Source organism: Rhizobium sp. ERR 942 (assembly GCF_007828395.1).
Classification (GTDB): domain Bacteria; phylum Pseudomonadota; class Alphaproteobacteria; order Rhizobiales; family Rhizobiaceae; genus Rhizobium; species Rhizobium dioscoreae.
In genome coordinates this window covers 275517-297496 of the sequence record NZ_VIUA01000001.1, presented here as the reverse complement: position 1 = coordinate 297496, position 21980 = coordinate 275517, and the positions used below count along the sequence as shown (strand labels likewise).

The 21980-nt window shown below is 60.2% G+C and carries 20 protein-coding genes and 1 other RNA gene; 16 read left to right on the top strand and 5 right to left on the bottom strand.

Going from position 1 to position 21980, the window contains the following annotated elements:
* The first annotated feature begins 27 nt into the window (after nucleotides 1-27).
* Together FBZ97_RS01405 and FBZ97_RS01400 are read left to right on the top strand one after the other, a co-directional pair.
* Nucleotides 28-840: an SDR family NAD(P)-dependent oxidoreductase gene (locus FBZ97_RS01405; RefSeq protein ID WP_145316125.1), complete on the top strand. Its 813-nt coding sequence runs from the start codon at nucleotides 28-30 to the stop codon at nucleotides 838-840.
* A gap of 43 nt (nucleotides 841-883) precedes the next feature.
* Nucleotides 884-1597: an SDR family oxidoreductase gene (locus FBZ97_RS01400; protein ID WP_145316124.1), complete on the top strand. Its 714-nt coding sequence runs from the start codon at nucleotides 884-886 to the stop codon at nucleotides 1595-1597.
* Between the two features lie 235 nt (nucleotides 1598-1832).
* Here FBZ97_RS01400 and ssrS read toward each other — a convergent pair.
* The 3 genes from ssrS to FBZ97_RS01385 form a co-directional block, all read right to left on the bottom strand.
* Nucleotides 1833-1991: non-coding RNA, 6S RNA (ssrS, locus tag FBZ97_RS01395), on the bottom strand.
* Nucleotides 1992-2056: 65 nt separating this feature from the next.
* Entirely contained in the window at nucleotides 2057-2434 is a 378-nt protein-coding gene (locus tag FBZ97_RS01390) for a cell division protein ZapA (RefSeq protein ID WP_113230704.1), read from the bottom strand.
* 47 nt (nucleotides 2435-2481) lie between these two features.
* Entirely contained in the window at nucleotides 2482-2757 is a 276-nt protein-coding gene (locus tag FBZ97_RS01385; protein WP_015341018.1) for a DUF4164 domain-containing protein, read from the bottom strand.
* A gap of 402 nt (nucleotides 2758-3159) precedes the next feature.
* Between FBZ97_RS01385 and tkt the strand changes: the two genes are divergently transcribed.
* From tkt to FBZ97_RS01345, 8 genes are all read left to right on the top strand, one after another.
* Complete coding sequence (tkt, locus tag FBZ97_RS01380) at nucleotides 3160-5142, top strand: transketolase (protein WP_145316123.1); 1983 nt, start codon at nucleotides 3160-3162, stop codon at nucleotides 5140-5142.
* Between the two features lie 64 nt (nucleotides 5143-5206).
* On the top strand, nucleotides 5207-6217 hold the full coding sequence (gene gap / locus FBZ97_RS01375) for a type I glyceraldehyde-3-phosphate dehydrogenase (RefSeq protein ID WP_112343380.1): 1011 nt from the start codon (nucleotides 5207-5209) through the stop codon (nucleotides 6215-6217).
* 2 nt (nucleotides 6218-6219) lie between these two features.
* Complete coding sequence (locus FBZ97_RS01370) at nucleotides 6220-6804, top strand: putative glycolipid-binding domain-containing protein (RefSeq protein ID WP_145317510.1); 585 nt, start codon at nucleotides 6220-6222, stop codon at nucleotides 6802-6804.
* A 448-nt stretch (nucleotides 6805-7252) separates the two neighbouring features.
* Nucleotides 7253-9103 carry a potassium/proton antiporter gene (locus FBZ97_RS01365; protein ID WP_145316121.1) on the top strand — a complete coding sequence of 617 codons (1851 nt, stop codon included), beginning with the start codon at nucleotides 7253-7255 and terminating at the stop codon, nucleotides 9101-9103.
* A 71-nt stretch (nucleotides 9104-9174) separates the two neighbouring features.
* The gene (locus FBZ97_RS01360; protein ID WP_145316120.1) at nucleotides 9175-10377 is read left to right on the top strand and encodes a phosphoglycerate kinase; all 1203 of its coding nucleotides are present in this window, start codon (nucleotides 9175-9177) and stop codon (nucleotides 10375-10377) included.
* 216 nt (nucleotides 10378-10593) lie between these two features.
* Nucleotides 10594-11619: a class I fructose-bisphosphate aldolase gene (locus FBZ97_RS01355; RefSeq protein ID WP_113355191.1), complete on the top strand. Its 1026-nt coding sequence runs from the start codon at nucleotides 10594-10596 to the stop codon at nucleotides 11617-11619.
* Nucleotides 11620-12030: 411 nt separating this feature from the next.
* Entirely contained in the window at nucleotides 12031-13215 is a 1185-nt protein-coding gene (locus tag FBZ97_RS01350) for a serine hydrolase (RefSeq protein WP_246661678.1), read from the top strand.
* Nucleotides 13216-13394: 179 nt separating this feature from the next.
* The gene (locus tag FBZ97_RS01345) at nucleotides 13395-14312 is read left to right on the top strand and encodes a PhzF family phenazine biosynthesis protein (RefSeq protein ID WP_145316118.1); all 918 of its coding nucleotides are present in this window, start codon (nucleotides 13395-13397) and stop codon (nucleotides 14310-14312) included.
* Between the two features lie 48 nt (nucleotides 14313-14360).
* Here FBZ97_RS01345 and FBZ97_RS34255 read toward each other — a convergent pair whose 3' ends face one another.
* Nucleotides 14361-14522 carry a hypothetical protein gene (locus FBZ97_RS34255; RefSeq protein ID WP_173002429.1) on the bottom strand — a complete coding sequence of 54 codons (162 nt, stop codon included), beginning with the start codon at nucleotides 14520-14522 and terminating at the stop codon, nucleotides 14361-14363.
* 225 nt (nucleotides 14523-14747) lie between these two features.
* Here FBZ97_RS34255 and FBZ97_RS01340 point away from each other — a divergent pair, with 225 nt between their 5' ends.
* From FBZ97_RS01340 to FBZ97_RS01325, 4 genes are all read left to right on the top strand, one after another.
* Nucleotides 14748-16022, top strand: coding sequence for an MFS transporter (locus FBZ97_RS01340; protein WP_145316117.1), 1275 nt, complete (start codon nucleotides 14748-14750; stop codon nucleotides 16020-16022).
* A 29-nt stretch (nucleotides 16023-16051) separates the two neighbouring features.
* Entirely contained in the window at nucleotides 16052-16243 is a 192-nt protein-coding gene (locus tag FBZ97_RS01335; RefSeq protein WP_069611864.1) for a DUF1192 domain-containing protein, read from the top strand.
* Nucleotides 16244-16626: 383 nt separating this feature from the next.
* Nucleotides 16627-17142: a DUF1465 family protein gene (locus tag FBZ97_RS01330; protein WP_145316116.1), complete on the top strand. Its 516-nt coding sequence runs from the start codon at nucleotides 16627-16629 to the stop codon at nucleotides 17140-17142.
* Nucleotides 17143-17417: 275 nt separating this feature from the next.
* The gene (locus FBZ97_RS01325; RefSeq protein ID WP_145316115.1) at nucleotides 17418-19355 is read left to right on the top strand and encodes a TetM/TetW/TetO/TetS family tetracycline resistance ribosomal protection protein; all 1938 of its coding nucleotides are present in this window, start codon (nucleotides 17418-17420) and stop codon (nucleotides 19353-19355) included.
* 75 nt (nucleotides 19356-19430) lie between these two features.
* Here the strand turns inward: FBZ97_RS01325 and rpmE are convergent, their stop codons facing one another.
* Nucleotides 19431-19652, bottom strand: coding sequence for a 50S ribosomal protein L31 (rpmE, locus tag FBZ97_RS01320; protein WP_034503571.1), 222 nt, complete (start codon nucleotides 19650-19652; stop codon nucleotides 19431-19433).
* Nucleotides 19653-19845: 193 nt separating this feature from the next.
* On the opposite strand from rpmE, the gene FBZ97_RS01315 reads away from it, so the two are divergent.
* Together FBZ97_RS01315 and FBZ97_RS01310 are read left to right on the top strand one after the other, a co-directional pair.
* Nucleotides 19846-21648, top strand: a complete 1803-nt coding sequence (locus FBZ97_RS01315; RefSeq protein ID WP_145316114.1) for an ABC transporter transmembrane domain-containing protein — start codon at nucleotides 19846-19848, stop codon at nucleotides 21646-21648.
* Nucleotides 21649-21756: 108 nt separating this feature from the next.
* Nucleotides 21757-21945 (top strand): YegP family protein, encoded by a 189-nt coding sequence (locus tag FBZ97_RS01310; protein ID WP_015341032.1) that lies wholly within the window; start codon nucleotides 21757-21759, stop codon nucleotides 21943-21945.
* Nucleotides 21946-21980 lie beyond the last annotated feature (35 nt).

Genomic DNA, 21980 nt, shown 5'->3' with positions numbered 1-21980 from the left:
CATGCAGACAACGAGAAGGCGGTTGCTATGGATATGAGCGGCAAGACGGTCCTGATTACAGGCTCGACGGATGGTGTCGGGCGCCGAGTTGCGGAACGACTCGCAGCGGCAGGTGCGACGGTGATCGTTCACGGCCGCGACGGGAGCCGCGCGGAAGAATTGGTCTCCCGCATCCAGGATAAGGGCGGCAAAGCGACCTATTATCTCGCCGACCTTTCCTCGCTGGAAGAGGTTCGCATCCTCGCCGACGCCATCGAGCGCGACATCGATCGCCTCGATGTTCTGATCAACAATGCGGGCATCGGTACCAGCGGCGGCGGACGCCAGGTAAGCCAAGACGGATACGAGCTGCGCTTCGCGGTGAATTATCTCGCGGGCTTCCTGCTGACGCACCGGCTCCTACCTCTGTTGAAGGCAAGTGCTCCCGCCCGCATCGTCAATGTATCCTCTGTTGGCCAGCAGGCGATCGACTTCTCCGATGTCATGCTGACGCGCGGCTATAGCGGAGTGCGCGCCTATTGCCAGAGCAAGCTGGCGCAGATCATGTTCACCTTCGATCTCGCCGAGGAGCTTGCCGGCTCCGGCATCACCGCCAACTGCCTGCACCCCGCGACCTATATGGACACGACCATGGTGCGCCAGGCAGGCGTTTCACCGATAAGCTCCGTCGAGCAAGGGGCGGATGCCATCCTCAATCTGGCCGCCGGCGGCGCCCTGGAGGGACACTCCGGCCACTATTACGACGGACTGCGTCCATCCCGCGCCTCTGCTCAAGCCTATGACGCAACGGCGCGACAGCGCCTGCGAACACTCAGCCAAAGCCTTTCCGGCCTCGCCTGAACCACACACTCCCACCACTCTCTGTCCTCGAAAGGAGACACGCATGTCGTCTCAACACGTCGCTATTATCGGCGGCTCCTCCGGCATCGGTCTTGCGACCGCCGCCCATCTTCTCGAAAAAGGCTATCGTGTCACCATCACGGGTCGCGATGCCGCCAAACTTCAGGCAGCCGGGCAAAGCCTCACCGGCGATATTGCCACCGTGACCATGGATGCTGCCGACTTTGCCGGCCTCGCCGAGGTCTTCCAGGCAATCGGACCGGTCGATCATCTCGTCCTGACATTGGGTGGCGGCAATGGCGCCGGCCCTTTCGCCACGGTAGACCTCGCCGATCTCAGGAAAGGCTTCGAACAGAAGACCATGGCGCATTTCGCCTGTGCCCAGGCTTGCCTTCCGCATCTTTCGAAGCAAGGCAGCATCACCTTCGTCTCTGCCGTCTCGGCACAGGCGGCGATGCCCGGAACCGCAGGACTCGGAGCCATCAATGCCGCCATAGCCGCCCTCGCGCCGATCCTCGCGGTCGAGCTCAAGCCGATCCGGGTAAATTGTGTGTCGCCCGGCGTCGTCGATACTCCCTGGTGGGATTTCACCAAGGAGCAGAGGGAGCAGACCTTCGCCGGATTTGCAGCCCGCACGCCCGTTGGCCGCGTCGGCCGCCCTGAGGAGATCGCCGAAGCCATCGCCTTCCTGATCGGTAACGGCTTCACCAGCGGTCACACGCTGATCTGCGACGGCGGCATCCGTCTCGGTCAATGATTTCCAGAACCTCTGCGCCTTCTTCCCATTGCGAAAAATGCCATCGCGACTGACGACGCGATGGCGTCCTCAGCTGTTTTGGATGCCCCGCAGATGCTTGAGAATCTCAGTCAGCCGCGCCGAGATCGAGCGCGGCGGCATTCTGCAGTCGAGCAGTTAAGTGAGAGGAGGTGTGGCGTCAGCGCGGCGAAAGAACTGCGCGACGCCTTCCTTGGCCATTGGCCCGAAAATTGAAGAGCGATCCACGACGACCGATGGATGTTTACGATCCTGGGTGCCTACAAACGTAGGTGGGCACCGTGTGTCCAGGCCCACGGGCCTGGTCAGGGACAGCTCCCTTTGGATCGAGTATGGCCCCAGGGATTGTGGTTCCTGTCGGGAAGCGCAGACCGCCTAAACTATATAAAGAGCTTTGAAGCTTTCTACCAGAGGGCTGCGACGGGCAGCCCCAGAAATAACTCAAGCCTGCTCGACGCCCGGCCGCTCTAAAAGCTTCTCGGTGATGCCGTGAATGCGCGTCGTCACCTCGTCGATGACGCTTGCCAGCGTCTCCTCGGCCCGCGCATTGGCTGCCACGGTCGTATCCCGGGTGCTGGTCAGGGTTTCCAGCTCAGCCTCCAGCGAAGACACGCGCCGGGTCAATTCGCTCACCTCATCCATGATCATGATGCCGGCCATGACGGTCACCCGGAGATCGCCGATCTCACCGAACTGGCTCTTCAAATGCATGACATAACGGTCGAAGCGATTGGCGAGATCCGTCAGATGGTCTTCCTGGCCCTCTTCGCAGGCCATCCGGTAGGCTTTGCCGTCGATCGTTACCGTTACTTGTGCCATTCGACTTTCCGATCACTGCCGCACTGCGACGGCTGCCTCCCGAGGGATCAGCGGTCCAGCACGGCTCTTATGGTTTCCATCGCCGTCACGAGCCGGCGCGACACTTCGCGATTGACCTCTTCCAGCCGGTTCGCGCGGAACTCGGCCTGATCCAGTTCCTGGGCAAGGCGGGATCGATCGGCGTGAACCCTACGGACCTCGCCTTCTATATCGCTCTGCGCCCGTTCCCGCTCGAACCGTCCGTCGACGGCACTTTCCAAAGTCGAAAGCGCCTGGCGCAATTGGGCGAGCGCCGCATCCACCGTTTTGCCTGAAGGTGTCATACCCTTCGCATCTCCGCGCAAGGCCCGAATCAAAACATCCGGCCACTTGTCTGATTTCGCAACAATATTCAACTCGGCAACAGCACGTCAATAAAGGCTGTCATGTGGCAGCCCCCCTATTCTGTGGATGAATGCCGCCTTTGCCGCTTACACAGGCCTTGTCGCATGATTGTCGTCTTTTGTAAAAGTGAACGGGCAAATGTCAAAAAATTGCCCCGAGAGCCTCGTATTGAGCCCTCGATTTATTGACTTGCTCGCCCTAACTGCTATGTCTCGACCGCCTGAGGCGACGTTGGAAATGGCGTTCGGAAGAGCGCCTCCCCTTCACCCGCCTTTCAACCGATGGCCCTCCCTCCCAAGCGTGTGGCCATCCCCCGAACCCGGAACACTGCGGAAAAACCCATGAACTCTCGCGAACAACACGACCGGATGGCGAATGCGATCCGTTTCCTTGCCATGGATGCTGTCGAGAAGGCCAATTCCGGTCACCCCGGTTTGCCGATGGGGATGGCTGATGTTGCCACCGTTCTCTTTAGCAAATATCTGCGCTTCGATCCGAAGAACCCGTTGTGGCCGGACCGCGACCGCTTCGTCCTGTCGGCTGGCCACGGCTCGATGCTGCTTTATTCGGTTCTCTACCTCACCGGCTATCCGGACATGACGGTCGATGAGCTCACACGCTTCCGCCAACTCGGCTCCAAGACCGCCGGCCATCCGGAATATGGTCACGCCACCGGCATCGAAACGACGACCGGCCCGCTCGGCCAGGGCATTGCCAATGCCGTCGGCATGGCGATCGCTGAGCGCAAGCTGCGCGAGGAATTCGGCTCCGAGCTTCAGGATCACTACACCTACGTCATGTGCGGCGACGGCTGCCTGATGGAAGGTATCAGCCATGAAGCGATCGCGCTGGCCGGCCACCTCAAGCTCAACAAGCTGATCCTGTTCTGGGACAACAATTCCATCACCATCGACGGTGCCGTTTCGCTTTCGGACTCGACCGATCAGGTCGCTCGCTTCAAGGCTGTTCACTGGAACACGATCGAAATCGACGGTCACGACCAGGCCGCCATCGCTGCCGCCATCGAAGCCGCCCACAAGTCCGACCGCCCGACGCTGATCGCCTGCAAGACGATCATCGGCTTCGGCGCTCCCAACAAGCAGGGCACCCACAAGGTCCACGGCTCGCCGCTCGGCGCCGAGGAAATCGCCGCGACCCGCGTCGCGCTCAACTGGCCCTACGAGCCCTTCGTCATCCCGAACGACATCCTCGGTGAATGGCGCGCTGCCGGCGAACGCTCCATCGGCACCCGCGAAGCCTGGGAAGGCCGCCTTGCCGCAGCCGACCCGGCCAAGAAGGCTGAATTCACCCGCCGCTTCGATCACAAGCTGCCTGATGGATTCGACGCCGCCATCAGCGACTACAAGAAGAAGCTCGCGGAAACCAAGCCGACCGTCGCAACTCGCAAGGCTTCGGAAGACGCGCTCGAAGTCATCAACGGCTTCATTCCGGAAACGCTCGGCGGTTCGGCCGACCTTACGCCGTCGAACAACACCAAGACCAGCCAGATGAAGTCGATCACCCCGACCGATTTCTCCGGCCGTTACATGCATTGGGGTATCCGCGAACACGGCATGGCTGCTGCCATGAACGGCATCGCGCTCCACGGCGGTCTCATCCCCTATAGCGGCGGCTTCCTGATCTTCTCGGATTATTGCCGCCCGCCGCTCCGCCTCGCTGCCCTGATGGGCATTCGCGCCATCCACGTCCTGACGCATGATTCCATCGGCGTCGGCGAAGATGGCCCGACCCACCAGCCGGTCGAGCAGGTCGCCAGCCTGCGCGCCATCCCGAACTTCCAGCTCTTCCGCCCGGCAGACGCAACGGAAACGGCCGAATGCTGGCAGATCGCCATCAAGACGACCAACCGCCCGTCCGGCCTTGCCCTGACCCGTCAGAACCTGCTGGCCGCTCGTACGGAATATAGCGAGAAGAACCTCTGCGAACTCGGCGCCTACACGCTGGCCGGCAATGCCGACGCCAAGGTCACGATCTTCGCTTCGGGCTCCGAAGTTGAACTCGCCGTTGCTGCCCGCGCGGTCCTGGAAGGCAAGGGCGTCTCCACGCGCGTCGTTTCCGTTCCCTGCACCGAACTCTTCTTCGAGCAGCCGGACGCCTACCGCAAGGAAGTCATCGGCAACTCGCCGGTCAAGGTTGCCGTCGAAGCCGGCGTTCGCGAAGGCTGGGATGCCTTCATCGGACCGGAAGGCGCGTTCATCGGCATGAAGAGCTTCGGCGCTTCCGCTCCCTACAAGGACGTCTACAAGCATTTCGGCATCACGACGGAGGCCGTTGTCGCCGCCGCTGAGGCAAAGCTTTCCTGAGGGCGCTGACAAGCGCTCTCAAATCCAATAGATAAACACCCTGAGTGAACGGGAGTGACATTCAATGACTGTAAAAGTTGCTATCAACGGCTTTGGCCGTATCGGCCGTAACGTTCTGCGCGCGATCGTCGAATCCGGCCGCACCGACATCGAGATCGTTGCCATCAACGACCTTGGGCCGGTCGAGACCAACGCCCACCTGCTGCGTTACGATTCCATCCACGGCAAGTTCCCCGCCGAAGTGAAGGTCGAAGGCGACACGATCATCGTTGGCGGCGGCAAGCCGATCAAGGTCACGGCGATCAAGGACCCAGCAACCCTGCCGCACCGCGATCTCGGCGTCGATATCGCGATGGAATGCACAGGCATCTTCACGGCCCGCGACAAGGCCGCCGCTCACCTGACGGCCGGCGCCAAGCGCGTCATCGTTTCGGCTCCTGCCGACGGCGCCGACCTGACCGTCGTTTTCGGCGTCAACCATGACCAGCTCACCAAGGAGCATCTGGTCATCTCCAATGCATCCTGCACCACGAACTGCCTGGTTCCGGTGGTTAAGGTTCTCGATGACGCCGTTGGCATCGACCACGGCTTCATGACGACCATTCACTCCTACACCGGCGACCAGCCGACGCTCGACACCATGCACAAGGACCTGTACCGCGCCCGTGCCGCAGCCCTGTCCATGATCCCGACGTCGACGGGCGCCGCAAAGGCTGTCGGCCTCGTTCTGCCGCACCTCAAGGGCAAGCTCGACGGCACGTCGATCCGCGTTCCCACGCCGAACGTCTCGGTCGTCGACTTCAAGTTCGTGGCCAAGAAGGCAACGACGGTCGGCGAAATCAACGAAGCCATCAAGGCTGCATCGAACGGCAAGCTGAAGGGCATCCTCGGCTATACCGACGAGCCGCTGGTTTCCCGCGACTTCAACCATGATAGCCACTCGTCGATCTTCGCGACCGACCAGACCAAGGTCATGGAAGGCAACTTCGTGCGCGTCCTGTCGTGGTACGACAACGAATGGGGCTTCTCGAGCCGCATGTCGGACACGGCAGTCGCCTTCGCCAAGACGATCTGATCATGGCCTTCCGCCCGCTCCTTCCGACGACAGTCCGCTGGCGTCCCTTGGAAGGAGACGGGCTGGAGCACCTGACGATCACCCCTCTCGATAATGCCGGCAGCACGGCCATCCGTGCTGCCGGCATTATCATTGGTGCCCGCGGAGGCACGCCTTATGGCGTTTCCTATCGCATCGATTGCTCCGCAGACTGGGCCGTTCTTTCCTTCTCGGTCGAAACCACCGACGGACGCCGCCTCGCGCTGATCTCGGACGGCAAGGGACATTGGCGCACCGAGGATAGCGAGCCCCTGCCGCAATTCGATGGTTGCGTCGATATCGATCTCTATGGCTCGCCCTTCACCAACAGCCTGCCGATCCGCCGGCTGGAAATGACGCCGCGAGACGGAACCGCCAAGCTCTCCATGCTCTATATCCCGTTCGACACCTTCGAGCCGGTGCGCGACAGACAGCATTATACCTGCATCGTGCCGGAGAAGCTCTACCGCTATGCGGCCGAAGACCGTGATTTCACCGTCGATCTTCCGGTCGACGAAGATGGGCTGGTGATCGACTATCCGATCTATTTCAGGCGTGTGGATGTTTGAGCTTCGCCCATGCTGACGGCTCCCACCCATTTATGCCTTGCATGAAATCATGCGCGCTTGTGCTTGGATCCCCGGATCAAGCCGAGGATCCACACAAGTCCTTCGGTTTCGAACGGTAGGATAACTCTGAGGTCTCAGCAGCCCCCATCGCAACTGCCCTTCAAAAGCCCCAATCTTTGCTCTCCCTGCCCTGCTATGGTCCAGATTTACCAATAAATTTTGGGTAGGAAGTCTCCCAGTGTATTCCAAGCCGCTTCGCCGTTCTGGCAAAAGCGCATCACACCATGCTGTTGCAATCGTCAGGGCGGGCTCAGTCGTAAAGCTCTCCTCTGATTAAGGCCATATTTGCCAATATGGCCGGCAGGACTGCATGATGGGATGACGAAGGGATTTCCGCATTCCGGGCTTTTTGGCCCCAGCAGCGGCGCACGGAAAAGGGGAAGAAAAGGTGGAGGCATTTTACGTCATCGTGCTGATCAGCACGGTTCTCATTCTCATCGCGGCTTTCTCCAGCCTTCTTGCTTTCCGTTTCGGCGCCCCCCTGCTGCTACTCTTCCTGATGATCGGCCTTGCCGCCGGCACAGACGGCCTCGGCATCGAATTCTCCAACAATTATCTCGCCTATATTCTCGGCTCTCTGGCGCTAGCCATCATCCTCTTCGATTCCGGCTACGGCACACCGATCCAGGCCTTCAAGCTTGCCGCGGCACCCGCGTTGACCATCGCCTCCGTCGGCGTCATCGTAACGGCGGCATTGTTCGGCCTTGCCGCCACCTGGCTGCTCGGCTTCACCTGGCTGCAGGGCCTGCTGCTCGGCTCCATCGTCGCCTCGACGGATGCGGCCGCGGTCTTCTTCCTTCTGCGCATTGGCGGCATCAATATCCGTGACAAGGTGCGCTCAACACTGGAAGTCGAATCCGGCACCAACGATCCGATGGCGATCTTTCTGACGCTTGCCTTGGTCGAACTCCTGGCAAATGGCGAAGGCTATGCCGGCATCAACCTCGCCATGCTTGCCACCTTTGTCCAGCAGATGGGGCTGGGTGTCATACTCGGCCTGCTCGGCGGCATGATGATCGTCCTCATTGTCAGCCGCCTGGAAACGGATCGCGGCCTGACGCCCATCTTCGTGCTGGCGCTCGCGCTCCTCGTCTTCTCGTTTACCGGCGCTGTCGGCGGCAGCGGCTTCCTGGCCGTCTATGTCGCAGGCATCTATGCCGGCAACCGCAAGCTGCCCGCATCCGCCTCGATCAAGCGTTTCCAGGACGGCATGACCTGGCTGGCGCAGATCATCATGTTCCTCGTGCTCGGTCTGCTCGCCACGCCCTCGGAATTTCCGGCGATCGCCATCCCCGCCATCGCGCTGGCACTATTCCTGATCTTCGTTGCCCGGCCGATTGCCGTCTGGCTCTGTGTGCTGCCGTTCGATTATACGCAGCGGGAAACCGGCTTCGTCGCCTGGGTCGGTCTGCGCGGTGCCGTCTCCATTCTTCTAGCCATCATGCCGATCCTCGGCGGCCTGCAGGCTGGCCAAACCTATTTCAACGTCGCCTTCATCGTCGTGCTGGTGTCGCTGCTCGTACAAGGCTGGACCATCAAGCCGATGGCGCGCCGGCTTGGCCTCATCATTCCCCCGCGCATGGGGGCGATCGACAAGGTCGAGGTCGACCTGCCGGGCACGGTCAACCACGAACTCCTCTCCTATCGTGTCGTGAAGGACAGTCCGGTCCTGCGCGGCGAGCGCATTCCGCGCTGGGCGACACCATCGCTGATCGTTCGCGACGGCAAGTCCATGCGCTATCAATATGCCGGCCGCCTGCGCGAAAACGATATCGTCTATCTTTTCGTCTCCCCCAATTATTCACGCCTGCTCGACCGCCTCTTCGCTAGCCGCGCGCCGGTCGATCCTGAGGATGCCGAATTCTTCGGCGCCTTCTCGATCTCACCGCTTCGCCCTGCCGCCGATCTCGATGCTGCCTATGGGCCGGGCCTGCTGAGTGAGCAGGAGAAGGGACTGACCATAGCGGAGCTCATGCGCCATCGCCTCGGTGGCAAGGCCGACTATGCGGATCGCGTTCGTCTGGGCGAGATTATCCTCATCGTCCGCGATCTCGACGAGAACGATCATATCCAATCCGTCGGAATGTCGCTCGAGGCGGTGGAACCGCCCGTCATCATGCCGATCTTCATCAATCTCCATGATATTTTGAAGAGCGCACGCGCCTATCTGCAGAAGCGCCGCGAGCGCGCGCATGAAGCTGTTTCAAGCGATTCGTCGACGGGCAAAAACGACGTCTGAACGCCTTGCGTCTGCGATCATCCGTAGTATGGTCGGCGCGCTTTTCGCCACCAACAATATTGGATCCTCCCATGGCAGCCTTCAAAACTCTCGACGATCTCACCGACATCTCCGGCAAGCGCGTATTGGTGCGCGTCGACCTCAACGTGCCGGTCAAGGATGGCAAGGTCACCGATGCGACGCGCATCGAGCGTGTCGCCCCGACGATTCTCGAATTGTCCGAAAAGGGCGCCAAGGTCATCCTGCTTGCCCATTTCGGCCGCCCGAAGGATGGCCCCTCCCCGGATCTCTCCCTCGGTCTCATCGTGCCGGCCGTCGAAGAAGTTCTGGATCATGCCGTTCTCTTCGCCTCCGATTGCATCGGCGCTCCGGCGGCCGACGCCGTTGCCAAGATGAACAACGGCGACATCCTGCTGCTGGAAAACACTCGCTTCCATAAGGAAGAGGAAAAGAACGACGCAGCCTTCACCAAGGCGCTTGCCGCCAATGGCGATATCTACGTCAACGACGCCTTCTCGGCCGCGCATCGCGCCCACTCTTCCACGGAAGGCCTTGCCCACCTGCTGCCGGCCTATGCGGGCCGCACAATGCAGGCAGAGCTTGAAGCCCTAGAAAAGGGCCTCGGCAATCCGGTCCGCCCTGTCGTCGCCATTGTCGGCGGTGCCAAGGTCTCCACCAAGATCGACCTTCTGATGAACCTCGTGAAGAAGGTCGATGCGCTTGTCATCGGCGGCGGCATGGCCAACACCTTTATCGCCGCCCGCGGCACCAATGTCGGCAAGTCGCTCTGCGAACATGATCTCGCCGATACCGCAAAGCAGATCATGATCGAGGCCGCTGCCTCCGGCTGCGCGATCGTGCTGCCGGAAGACGGCGTTGTCGCCCGTGAGTTCAAGGCCGGTGCCGACAACGAAGTCGTCGCGATCGAAGCGATCCCCGCCGATGCCATGGTGCTCGATGTCGGCCCGAAATCGGTCGAAGCGGTCAAGAACTGGATCGGCCGCGCGACGACGTTGGTCTGGAACGGCCCGCTCGGCGCCTTCGAAATCACGCCCTTCGATGCCGCAACTGTCGCAGTCGCCAAATACGCTGCTGAATGCACGAAAGCTGGCAAGCTGACCTCCGTCGCCGGCGGCGGCGATACGGTTTCGGCGCTGAACCATGCGGGCGTTGCCGACGACTTCACCTATGTCTCGACGGCGGGCGGTGCCTTCCTCGAATGGATGGAAGGCAAGGTCCTGCCGGGTGTCGCAGTTCTGCAGGCCGGCAAGTAAACAGCAAGCCTTATCGCCGCGAATGATACGGGCCGCGAAAGCTAAAGCTTTCGCGGCTTTTCCATGAGTGCTAGGATTACAGGAAAGACTTTCAAACGGTTGAAATCATTTCAATCGTTTCAATTAGTTAGCCTGCCATTTCCCTCCTTCTACACTTCTGTTATCGCCGATCTATATTGTTCTTGTCGCCGAATGAAATCGCCTTGGAGAAACAAAATGAGCGAACGAATTGAAGACATTGCCGTAAAGATGGTTGCTGGTGGCAAGGGCCTCCTGGCGGCGGATGAATCCACCGCCACGATCAAGAAGCGCTTCGACGCCATCTCTCTCGTATCAACGGAAGAGAGCCGCCGCGACTATCGCGAAATGCTCTTCCGCTCCGACGACGCAATGAAGAAGTACATCTCCGGCGTCATCCTCTATGAGGAAACCCTCTTCCAGAAGGCCGCCGACGGCACCCCCTTTGTCGATATCATCAAGGCTGCCGACAGCATTCCCGGCATCAAGGTCGATGTCGGCGCCAAGCCGCTCGCCGCCTTCCCCGGCGAAACCGTTACCGAAGGCCTGGACGGCCTCGCGGATCGTCTGGCGAAATATTATGACGCCGGCGCTCGCTTCGCCAAGTGGCGTGGCGTGATCGCCGTTTCCGATACGCTGCCGACCTATGGCGCCATCAAGGCCAACGCCCACGCGCTTGCCCGTTATGCCGCCCTCTGCCAGCAGGCCAAGATCGTCCCGATCGTTGAACCGGAAGTGCTGATGGATGGCGAACCCGGCACGCAGAGCCTCGATCGCAGCGAGGAAGTCACCCGCTGGACGCTGCAGATCGTCTTCCAGGAACTCGCAGAAGCCCGCATCAAGCTCGAAGGCATGATCCTCAAGCCGAGCATGGTCATCGACGGCAAGAAGGTCCGCAAGGCCTCGGTCGAGCAGGTCGCCGAACGCACCGTCAAGGTTTTGAAGGAAACCGTTCCGTCGGCCGTTCCCGGCATCGCCTTCCTCTCCGGCGGCCAGTCCACCGAAGAGGCGACGGCCCATCTCTCCGCCATCAACTCCGGTTATGAACTGCCCTGGAAAGTGACCTTCTCCTATGGTCGCGCCCTGCAGGACAGCGCGCTGAAGGCATGGGGCGGCAAGCCGGAAAACGTTGCCGCCGGCCAACGTGCTTTCACCCATCGTGCCGAGATGAACTATCTCGCCGCCAAGGGTAGCTGGACGAAGGATCGCGAACAGGCTGCCTGATGTCAGCTGGAGCAATTCCGGGAAAAGGGTACTGCAATCTCCTCGGAATTGCGTGGAAACAAAGGGATAGAGCGGTTCGATGACGCTGTGAAAAGCTGAACCACTTGAGTATTCGAATGAACGAAAAGCCTCGGTCGCGATGCGACCGAGGCCTTTTTGCTTTCGGGGAATAGCCAGCTCGGCGTTCAGAACAGAGCAAGTCACATCTGTCACAATGACAAGAATAGGCTTGCCGTGATATCGGAAAACAATCCGTGTCAAATGGATGTTACGAAAACACGGCACTGGATTGTCCCACTTATAATAAAAGGGGCCGAATAGAGGGGTTGCCATATGCTTGCCTGGCGCAGTTTTGTTGCTGTTCTTTCTGTATTCTTAGTTGCACCAATAGACATTGCTCGCGCCCAACAATTGCAGACGGCCGTTCCCGTCTTTTCCGCGACAGGACCGGATGCAGAGGCTTACGGTGAGAAACTCGGCTATCCCGTCGGCCTGCCGCTGAGCGAACAACGGAACATGATCGGCAATTTCAGTCACGCCGATAAGCTTGCGCCAACGCATATGATCGCCGCCGCCGAGCATCCGCTACCCCTCTTACGCGCGCCGTCCGAGATTTCGGTCAAGTTCACGTTCGGCACGGAAACCGGCTCTTTGTCGAAATATCTCGACACCAATCCCACCACCGGCCTGCTGATTGCCCACAACGACACGATTCTGTTCGAACATTACCAATATGGCCGCACCGACCGCGACCGGCTTGTCTCGCAATCCATGGCGAAAACCTTGACCGCCATGATGATCGGAATTGCGATTTCCGAGGGTGCCATCCATTCGATCGACGATACTGTTGAGACCTATGTGCCGGAGCTGAAAGGCACAGAGATGGGCGTTACGCCGATCCGCGCATTGCTGCATATGGCCTCCGGCATTGCCTTCACCGAAAACTTCGGCAACCCCGACGACAACGTTCATCTCAGCAATTCATTGCTCGGCCCGGAAAAACTCGACCCCATTACGGCCGTATCGCGGTTCAACAAGCGGGTCGCTCCTCCCGATACGGTGTGGCACTATAGCAATCTTGACACCGAAGGGCTGAGCCTGGTCCTGACCCACGCCACCCATATGAGCATGGCGGATTATCTCCAGACCCGCATCTGGCAGCCGATGGGTGCGGAAGCCAGCGCGAACTGGCAGGTCGACAGCACCGGCCAAGAGGTCGGCTACTGCTGCTTCAGCGCGACACTTCGCGATTATGCCCGCTTTGGCCTGCTGCTCGCGCATGACGGCGCCTTGAACGGCCGGCAAATAATACCCCGCCAATGGCTGTTGGATGCCACGGAGCCGGTCAAGCAAGGCTCGTTCCTGGCGGTCAATCACGAAACGAACCCCTGGGGCTACGGCTATCAGACCTGGCTGATGCCCGGTCCGCGCCGAACGTTTTTCCTGGACGGCAAAGCCGGCCAGCGCATCCTGGTCGACCCGACGACACATCTGGTTCTCGTACACACCGCGGTCCGTGCGAAGCCCGGCGATGTCGGCAGTGCCGAGCTCGTCGAACTCTGGTCCGGCGTGCTCAAACAGTTCCAGAGCAATTGAAGCGATCTTCACGCGTGCTGCAGAAAACCCGTTCTCCCGTTGAGGAGAAGGGGTTGGGATAAGAGGCTATCTTCGCCAGAACCGTTAGCCAACTTGTCACGGACACAAGTTCCGGCTTTCAAGCTTGCCCGAGCAGCGGCTAAATCCTGGCAGTTCCACCAAAGCTGCCGGGAGTCGTCATGAACACCGTTGCCTATGTCACCGTCGACGTCTTCACATCCGAACGCTTCGTCGGCAATCCCCTGGCCGTCATTCCCGATGCCCGCGGTCTCGACAGCGGCGCCATGCAGAAGATCGCAGCCGAATTCTGCTATTCGGAAACGACCTTCGTGCTGCCGGCGGAAAACCCGGAGCATACGGCCCGCGTCCGCATCTTCACGCCCACGGCCGAAATCCCTTTTGCCGGCCATCCCAATGTCGGCACCGCCTTCGTCCTCGGCCAGCAGCAAGCGATCTTCGGAAAACCCATAAGCGACAGGCTGATCTTCGAAGAGGATGCCGGGCTTGTCGAGGTAACGTTGTTGCGCAACGGTGGCAGCGTCTCCGGCGCAAGCATTCGCGCACCGGGCAGGCTTATGATCGGCGAAACCATTGCCGACGAACTGATTGCCGCTTGCGTGCAGATCGATCCGCAAACGATCCGCCACGCAACCCATGCGCCGACTTTCGCGTCCGTCGGCTTACCTTTCGCCTTCGCAGAGCTGGATAGCCTCGAAACGCTCGCCAAGGCATGGCCGAACGCCGCCGTTTTTGCTGAAGCGGCCGCACGCCACAAGGAAGACAAGACCGGCTTTTCGCTCTTTCTCTATGTGCGCTCGGCAGAAAATCCGTGGGCTATTCGCGCCCGCATGTTTGCCCCGCTCGACAACGTCACGGAAGACCCGGCGACCGGCAGCGCCTCTGCCGCGATCGGCGCCTATCTGACTTCCCTGCTGCCGGCACAGGATGCGGAGATAAAAATCACCATCGAACAGGGCGTGGAGATGGGAAGACGCAGCCTTATCGGCGTTGATGTCAGGAAATCTGCCGGCACGGTAAACGAAGTCTTGCTGTCGGGCAGCTGCGTCTCCCTCATGCGCGGAGAGATCCAACTTTAGGCAGCCGCACGTGGCGGCACTGAAGCCCTGAATCCAGCCTAAAATGCGCTAAAACACCTCGTTGATGACAAGCGCCACCGTCCAGACGGCAAAGGCGAAGATAGCGATCTTCCAGAAATCGGCCCTGCGCCTCAAGCCCGGTAGCCCCAAAGGCTTGATGATGTGCACCGCCATGGCGAGCAGAAGCAGCATCGCTATGGCTTTTGTCACGCTATTTTTCCCCGTTTATGCAAGAGTGAGGGCAGCCGCGACCAAAAACCGCTGCACGCCTTTCGCGATCATGCTCTAATCGTCATAGGACGGACATTTTTCCGCGCCAACAGACTGTTTCTACAGGCCGATAGCGGCAATCCGGGACACAATCAATAGCGAATGCAGGCAGGGCGCGATCCTGTCTTTCGGCTCCTTAAAAGGAGCGGCATGAAGGTGGGGAGCATGAAAAGAAACATATTGCCGGTACTCGCTCTGCTGTTCGGCACGCTGTTCCTGTTTACGGGCAATGGTCTGCACAGCCTGCTGCTGCCCGTGCGCGGCACGGCCGAAGGCTATGCGACGACGACGCTCGGCCTGCTCGGCACCACCTGGGCTACGGGCTTCGTGCTCGGCTGCCTGACGGCGCCGAAACTGGTCCGGCGCATAGGCCATGTGCGTGCCTTTTCGGGCTTCATCTCCGTCATCGCCATTATCGCGCTTTTGACCGGCATTATCGTCGACCCCATCTGGTGGGTGGCGCTACGCGCGGTGACCGGCTTCTGCACGGCCGGCACTTCGATGATCATCGAAAGCTGGCTCAACGAACGCGCCACCAATGAAAGCCGTGGTGCGATCTTCTCGCTCTATATCGGCATCACCCTCATCGGCGCCGTCGCCGGCCAGATGATGGTGCCCTTCGCCGATGTCCATACGCCCATCCTCTTCATGGTGTGCGGCATCTGCTATTGTATCGCCATGCTGCCGACCACGCTGTCGACCGCCGCCTCGCCGCAGCCGCTGAAGGCCGTCAGCCTCGACCTGAGGGCGCTCTACCGCAACTCGCCCGTCGCCTCGATCGGCATCCTGCTCGTCGGCATCGCCAATGGCGCATACGGCACGCTCGGCGCCGTCTTCGGCGCCAAGGCCGGCCTTTCTGAAGGCGATATCGCGCTGATGATGAGCTCGACCATCTTTGCCGGCGCCGTCATGCAGCTGCCGGCCGGCCGCCTGTCCGATCGCGTCGACCGCCGCTACGTGCTTGCGGGAATGGCTGCAATCGCAGCTCTCGACGGCCTGCTGCTCTTCCTGTTGAAGCCCGGCAGCCCAGCTTTCCTCATCAGCATGGTCGTCATCTACGGCGCCGTCGCCAACACCCTCTATCCGATTGCCGTCGCCCATGGCAACGACTTCGCCGCGCCGGAGGATTTCGTCAAGGTTTCGGGCGGCCTGCTACTGCTCTATGGCATCGGCACAATCATCGGCCCGACGCTGAGCGGCCCGGTCATGTCCTCCATCGGCCCCTACTCGCTGTTCTTCGTCACCGCCATCGCCCATGTGCTGATTACCTCCTATTCGATCTTCCGCAGCCGCATGCGTGCCGCAAAGCCGGCGGGCGATCGTGACGCCTATACGACCATGCCGTCGGCCAATGCGCAGATGATCACGCCGGAGAGCATGGCGCTCGCACGCAGCGAGACTTCAAAAAAGGACGATATAACTGTAAATTACGGCACCTGATCCCCTGACAAGGGAAAGGAGGAGCCGAAATGAGCCTATTCGATGATGATCGTCCCAAGCAGCCGTCCGCCCACGAGATCGGTAGTGACCTGTCGTTACTGTCGGTGGACGAGCTGAAAAGCCGCGTCGCATTGCTCCAGGGCGAGATCGCCCGGCTGGAAGAGGAAATCGCCACCAAGACCTCCGGCCGAAAGGCGGCGGATAGTCTTTTCCGCTTCTGACGCACCGTTCCAAGGTGGCTTGCCATAGCACGAAATCCGTGCGGGGAGTCCAGGATCAAGGCATGGTCAACTCAATATTAAGCTTTACGACATATTACTATGACCATCCAGATTCGCTCTGGACTCAGACAGTTCCTCCACTTGGCGAATTGGTCTGATTTTTCTCCCTGTTTTACCTTGAGAGCCGCTTTTGCGGCTCTTCTTTTTTGTCCTGTATCGCGGACCTCGCCGAAACTGTGGAGATTAACCCTTTCTTAAGAATCGCCTTGCGAATTTCAGTTAAAACAACCATCTTAAAGTCATAAAAGCGGATGCCGAAAGCTCTTAGGGACTTGACCGGCTTTTCCTGAACAAAAGTGTTGCGTGACGCAGGGATTTATTCGATGTCGGAACTTGGGTTGAACACGATCAGCTTTGCTGGCCACGCCGCATCGTCGGCGCAGTTCAGGGCGCTTTATTCTGAAGGCATGTCGCTGGTCGAAGAAACCGCCGGTTATCTCGACGGCCAGGGCCGCGCCGCTTCGAAGGTTCTGCCGCGCATGGCTTCCGTGCTTTATGCAGCCGAATCCATGCGACTGACCACCCGTCTGATGCAGATGGCCTCCTGGCTGCTCCTCCAGCGCGCCGTCAACAATGGCGAAATGTCCCGCGATCAGGTATTGGCCGAAAAGAACAAGGTTCGCCTCGACGGCTTCAACGTCGACCGCAACGCGCCGGGCTGGGATGACCTGCCGGAATCCTTCCGTGACCTCGTGGAGCGTTCGCTGCGCCTGCAGAACCGCGTTGCCATTCTCGATCGCGAAATCTACCGCCCGACGGAAGCTGCTATCGTTCCGGACAACCAGAACAGCGTCAAGGCACAGCTAACCCTGCTGCAGACCGCATTTGGCGGCAACTGAGCTTCAGACAATCCGCAATGATTTCAAACCGGCCGTGCCTGACGTGGCCGGTTTTGTTTTGAGCAATCATCCAGCGCTCCGAAAAGCCGTGCGCAGAGTTAGGCCTGAAGTTGAAGCTGGGCCTAACTTGACGGATTCCGTGAAACCTCTGTAAAAAAGAGTGCGTGCTTCTCTCAAGGGAGGAGCAGGCCGATATCGAATGTGCGTGGAGGACCCAATGCGCCGACTCACTTCTCACGAAAATCAAATCCGAAATTCTGAGAAGATGATGAACCATGCGCACATTGAATCTGGGCATCCTCGCCCATGTAGACGCGGGCAAGACTAGCCTTACGGAACGGCTCCTTTTTGACACCGGCATAATCGACAAACTCGGCAGCGTCGACGCCGGCAGCACGCAGACCGATAGTCTCGAACTCGAAAGACAACGCGGCATCACCATCGCTGCGGCGGTGGTTTCCTTTACCATCGGTGATGTGATGGTGAACCTCATCGACACGCCGGGCCATCCCGACTTCATTGCCGAGATCGAACGGGTGCTGCAGCTGCTCGATGCGGCCGTGGTCGTCGTGTCGGCAGTCGAGGGCGTGCAGCCACAGACGCGCGTGCTTGTGAAAGCATTGCGACGCCTCGGGATACCCTTCATATTCTTCGTCAACAAGGTCGACCGCCTCGGCGCACGCTATGATGAGGTGCTTGAGGATATGGCGACCCAGCTGGCGGTCCGCCCCATCGCAATGTCGATCGTCCATGCTGCCGGCAGCAGGCTCGCCACTGTGGAAGCTGCCGATCTCGGCGGCGATCCGCATTTCTCGCGCCTGTGCGAAGCACTTTCAATCAACGACGAGGCTTTGCTGGAAGATTATGTTCTGGCTCCCGAGCGCCTGACACGACAGAGGCTGGAACAAGCCTTGGCCGATCAGGTAGCGAAGTCCTCTATCCATCCGGCATTTGCCGGTGCGGCGACGCGGGGTCTCGGGATCTCTGCCTTGATCTCGGCAATCGAAACCCTGCTGCCGAGCCGGCAGCCGAACCATGACGACCCGGTTTCCGGGACGATCTTCAAGATTGAACGCGGGTGGGGCGGCGAGAAGCTCGCCTACCTCTATCTGGCATCGGGCACGATCAACCTTCGAGATGATATCGAAACTCCTCGCGGCTCGGCGAAGATCGGCAGTCTTCAGCTTTTCCGCGATGGCAAAGCGGACAAGGTTTCGCAGGTTCACGCGGGGCAGATCGCCAAGGTCGGCGGGCTCGCAAATGCCCGTATCGGAGATTGGATCGGCATCGAAGGGCCGCCCGGCACGCTTCGCCACTTCGCGCCGCCGACCTTGGAAACTCGCATTCGCGCCCTGCGCCCGTCTGAAAACGCAGCACTCTGGCTGGCTCTGGGGCAACTTGCAGAGCAGGATCCGCTCATCAACCTGCGCGCCAATGAGGAAACAGGCGACATATATGTCTCGCTCTATGGCGAAGTGCAGAAGGAGGTCATCCAGGCAACCCTCTCGACCGAGTTCGGCCTCGACATCGCCTTCGAGGAAAGCACCGTCATCTATGTCGAAAGGCCGGCTGGAACGGGAAGCGCGGTTGAGCACATATTCAAGGAGCCCAATCCGTTTCTCGCAACCGTCGGATTGCGCGTCGAGCCACGGCCGGAAGGCAGCGGAAACAGCTTTGCCCTCGAGGTGGATGTCGGCCAGATGCCGGCAAGCTTCTATCGGGCGGTCGAGGAAGCTACGTTCGAGACGTTGAAGGAAGGTCTTTTCGGCTGGCAGATCATCGACTGCCACGTCGCCATGACGGCGGCGCGGCAAAGTTCGCCGGCGAGCACGGGGGTCGACTTCCGCAAGCTGACGCCGCTGGTGCTCGCATCCGCGCTTTCATCCGCACAGACGATCCTATGCGAGCCTATCGAGCATTTTCACGTCGAGATACCGGCAACGGCGTTGGCTGGCGTGCACAGCCTGCTCGCGAAATCCGGCGCATCGATGAGAAGATCGCTGATCGACGATGGTATCGCACGACTGGAGGGCACGGTGGCATCATCGATGATCCACACGATCCAAAGGCAATTGCCGGGATTGTCGGGCGGAGCCGGCGTCCTGGAGCACGCCTTCGATCACCATATGCCCTTATCGGGTCCGCACCGTGTACGGGAGCGCGCAGCGGCAAATCCGTTCGATCGCGCGGATTACCTGCGACGTGTGCGATGAGGGTGCGAGGCTCTGTATCAACGCAAAAAAGCCCGGCCAAGCCGGGCTCTTTTCAAGCGGCAAATCGCAATGCGATTAGATGCCGAGACCGCCGAAGCGCTTGTTGAACTTCGAAACGCGGCCGGCACGGTCCATCATCTGCTGGTTGCCGCCGGTCCAAGCCGGATGGGACTTGGAGTCGATTTCGAGGTTCATGACAGCGCCTTCAGAACCCCAGGTCGAGCGGGTTTCATATTCGGTGCCGTCGGTCATGACCACCTTGATGGTGTGGTAGTCGGGATGGATGTTGGCCTTCATAACAATCTTCCTGTCATGCCAGGGTCCATTTGTCGCAAGGCATTGCGGCAACCGAACCGATTGAATAAATGAAGCCGCAGTCCGTTAAAGGCCACGGCTTCCAATTAAGATGGCGTGCCTATACATGAAGGCAGCGGCGATAACAAGGGGCGAAAACGTCGAGTCCCTTGCTGATATGGGGATTGGAGACGACTTGTCAGAGACTGGCCAGGCTGAGGAAAAGAAAAACCGTTCGATCCGTCCTCTTGGGCGACTGACGCCATACCTCAGGCGATATCGGGGCATGGTGGCAGGCGCGATCATATCGCTCGTCATCGCCGCCGTTACCTCGCTCGCCTTGCCGGTCGCCGTCCGCCGCATGATCGATCACGGCTTCGATCAGGCCGATCGCGGTCTGATCGACAGCTACTTCGTAGCGATCATGATCATGGCCCTGTTGCTCGCGGCTGCAAGCGCGCTGCGCTATTACTTCGTCATCTCCATCGGCGAGCGCATCGTCTCCGATATGCGCCGCGAAGTCTTCGACCACGTAACGCGGCTGTCGCCCTCCTTCTTCGACGTCAATCAATCCGGCGAGATCGTCTCGCGGCTGACGGCGGATACGACGCAGATCAAGTCCGCCGTCGGCGCCACCGCCTCCGTCGCGCTGCGCAATCTCATTCTCTGTCTCGGGGCCGTGATCATGATGATCGTCACCAGTCCGAAGCTCTCGAGCATCGTGCTGATCGCGATCCCGATCATCGTTCTACCGCTGGTCAGTTTCGGCCGTTCGGTGCGCAAGCGCTCGCGAGCCGCGCAGGAGACACTGGCGCAGGCATCCGCCTATGCCAACGAGACCATCGCGGCCAACCGCACCATTCAGGCCTACAACGGCGAGAACGCCGCCGCTCTGCGCTACGGCAGCGCCGTTGAGGATGCCTATCAAGCGGCACGTGCGGCGATCAAATCCCGCTCGCTGCTGACGGGCTTTGCCATTACCATGGTCTTCGGCAGCATCGTCGCGGTTCTCTGGGTCGGTGCGCAGAATGTGCTCGCCGGCACGATGTCGGCCGGCACGCTCGGCCAGTTCCTGCTCTATTCCGTCATCGCTGGCTCTTCGCTGGGCTCGCTGTCGGAAGTCTGGGGCGAGCTCTCCCAGGCCGCAGGTGCTGCCGATCGCCTGGGCGAGTTGCTTGCCGAAGTGTCTCCCATTGCCGCCCCCGCCAATCCCCTACCCTTGCCGCAACCGCCGCAGGGTCGCGTGGAATTTTCCGACGTCCACTTCTCCTACCCGTCACGACCGAACAGATCGGCGCTGCATGGGCTCTCCTTCTCCGTGAAGCCGGGGGAGACGGTCGCGATCGTCGGCGCGTCGGGTGCCGGCAAAAGCACCATCTTTTCGCTGCTGCTGCGCTTTTACGATCCACAAAAGGGCCGCGTCGCCCTGGATGGTGTCGATGCGCGCGATGTGCTGCCAGATGCCCTGCGTGAGCGCATCGCAATTGTCCCTCAGGACACCACCATCTTCGCAGCCTCCATTCATGACAACATCGCCTTCGGCCGCCCTGGCGCCTCGCGCGACGAGGTGCGCGCCGCCGCCATCGCCGCTCAGGCGGACGAGTTCATTTCACGCCTTGAACAAGGCTATGATACGCAGGTCGGCGAGCGCGGTGTCACCCTTTCAGGCGGCCAGCGCCAGCGCGTTGCCATTGCCCGCGCCATCCTGAAGAATGCGCCAATCCTGCTGCTCGATGAAGCAACCTCCGCTCTCGATGCCGAAAGCGAGACGCTCGTTCAGAAGGCGCTGGAGGGCTTGATGGAGGGGCGCACGACCCTCGTCATCGCTCATCGCTTAGCGACCGTCCTCAAGGCCGACCGCATTCTGGTGCTGGATCAGGGCCGTATCGTCGAGGAAGGCACGCACCAGAGCCTAATCCGCCACGGCGGCATCTATGCGAAGCTCGCCCGCCTGCAATTCGATGCCGGCATCGAGGAACATATGCTCATTGCGAAATAGCGATAATCGGGCAAGTCGTGCCAAATACAACCTTGTAGAAATAGTTTCAAAGTTGAGCTAGATTTTCGGCGTTATCCCGCGCTGACGCGATTCTAGGAGACGAGAACCATGTATAAATTTGAAGTCTACAAGGACAAGGCTGGCGAGTTTCGCTTCCGCTTCAAGGCCTCGAACGGCGAAACCATGTTCGGTTCGGAAGGCTATAAGGCGAAGGCCTCGGCCCTGCATGCCATCGAATCGATCAAGGCCCACGTCGGCGGCGCCGTCATCGACGACCAGACCACCGCCACCGCATAATTCTCGCGTCACGCACTCGCTGCAAAGCCATCAAC

Bases quoted from the DNA above. Each gene is read 5' to 3' on its own strand.
- FBZ97_RS01405 (WP_145316125.1), top strand. From the start codon at position 28: ATGGATATGAGCGGCAAGACGGTCCTGATTACAGGCTCGACGGATGGT.
- FBZ97_RS01400 (WP_145316124.1), top strand. From the start codon at position 884: ATGTCGTCTCAACACGTCGCTATTATCGGCGGCTCCTCCGGCATCGGT.
- FBZ97_RS01390 (WP_113230704.1), bottom strand. From the start codon at position 2,434: ATGGCACAAGTAACGGTAACGATCGACGGCAAAGCCTACCGGATGGCC.
- FBZ97_RS01385 (WP_015341018.1), bottom strand. From the start codon at position 2,757: ATGACACCTTCAGGCAAAACGGTGGATGCGGCGCTCGCCCAATTGCGC.
- tkt (WP_145316123.1), top strand. From the start codon at position 3,160: ATGAACTCTCGCGAACAACACGACCGGATGGCGAATGCGATCCGTTTC.
- gap (WP_112343380.1), top strand. From the start codon at position 5,207: ATGACTGTAAAAGTTGCTATCAACGGCTTTGGCCGTATCGGCCGTAAC.
- FBZ97_RS01370 (WP_145317510.1), top strand. From the start codon at position 6,220: ATGGCCTTCCGCCCGCTCCTTCCGACGACAGTCCGCTGGCGTCCCTTG.
- FBZ97_RS01360 (WP_145316120.1), top strand. From the start codon at position 9,175: ATGGCAGCCTTCAAAACTCTCGACGATCTCACCGACATCTCCGGCAAG.
- FBZ97_RS01355 (WP_113355191.1), top strand. From the start codon at position 10,594: ATGAGCGAACGAATTGAAGACATTGCCGTAAAGATGGTTGCTGGTGGC.
- FBZ97_RS01345 (WP_145316118.1), top strand. From the start codon at position 13,395: ATGAACACCGTTGCCTATGTCACCGTCGACGTCTTCACATCCGAACGC.
- FBZ97_RS01340 (WP_145316117.1), top strand. From the start codon at position 14,748: ATGAAAAGAAACATATTGCCGGTACTCGCTCTGCTGTTCGGCACGCTG.
- FBZ97_RS01335 (WP_069611864.1), top strand. From the start codon at position 16,052: ATGAGCCTATTCGATGATGATCGTCCCAAGCAGCCGTCCGCCCACGAG.
- FBZ97_RS01330 (WP_145316116.1), top strand. From the start codon at position 16,627: ATGTCGGAACTTGGGTTGAACACGATCAGCTTTGCTGGCCACGCCGCA.
- FBZ97_RS01325 (WP_145316115.1), top strand. From the start codon at position 17,418: ATGCGCACATTGAATCTGGGCATCCTCGCCCATGTAGACGCGGGCAAG.
- rpmE (WP_034503571.1), bottom strand. From the start codon at position 19,652: ATGAAGGCCAACATCCATCCCGACTACCACACCATCAAGGTGGTCATG.
- FBZ97_RS01310 (WP_015341032.1), top strand. From the start codon at position 21,757: ATGTATAAATTTGAAGTCTACAAGGACAAGGCTGGCGAGTTTCGCTTC.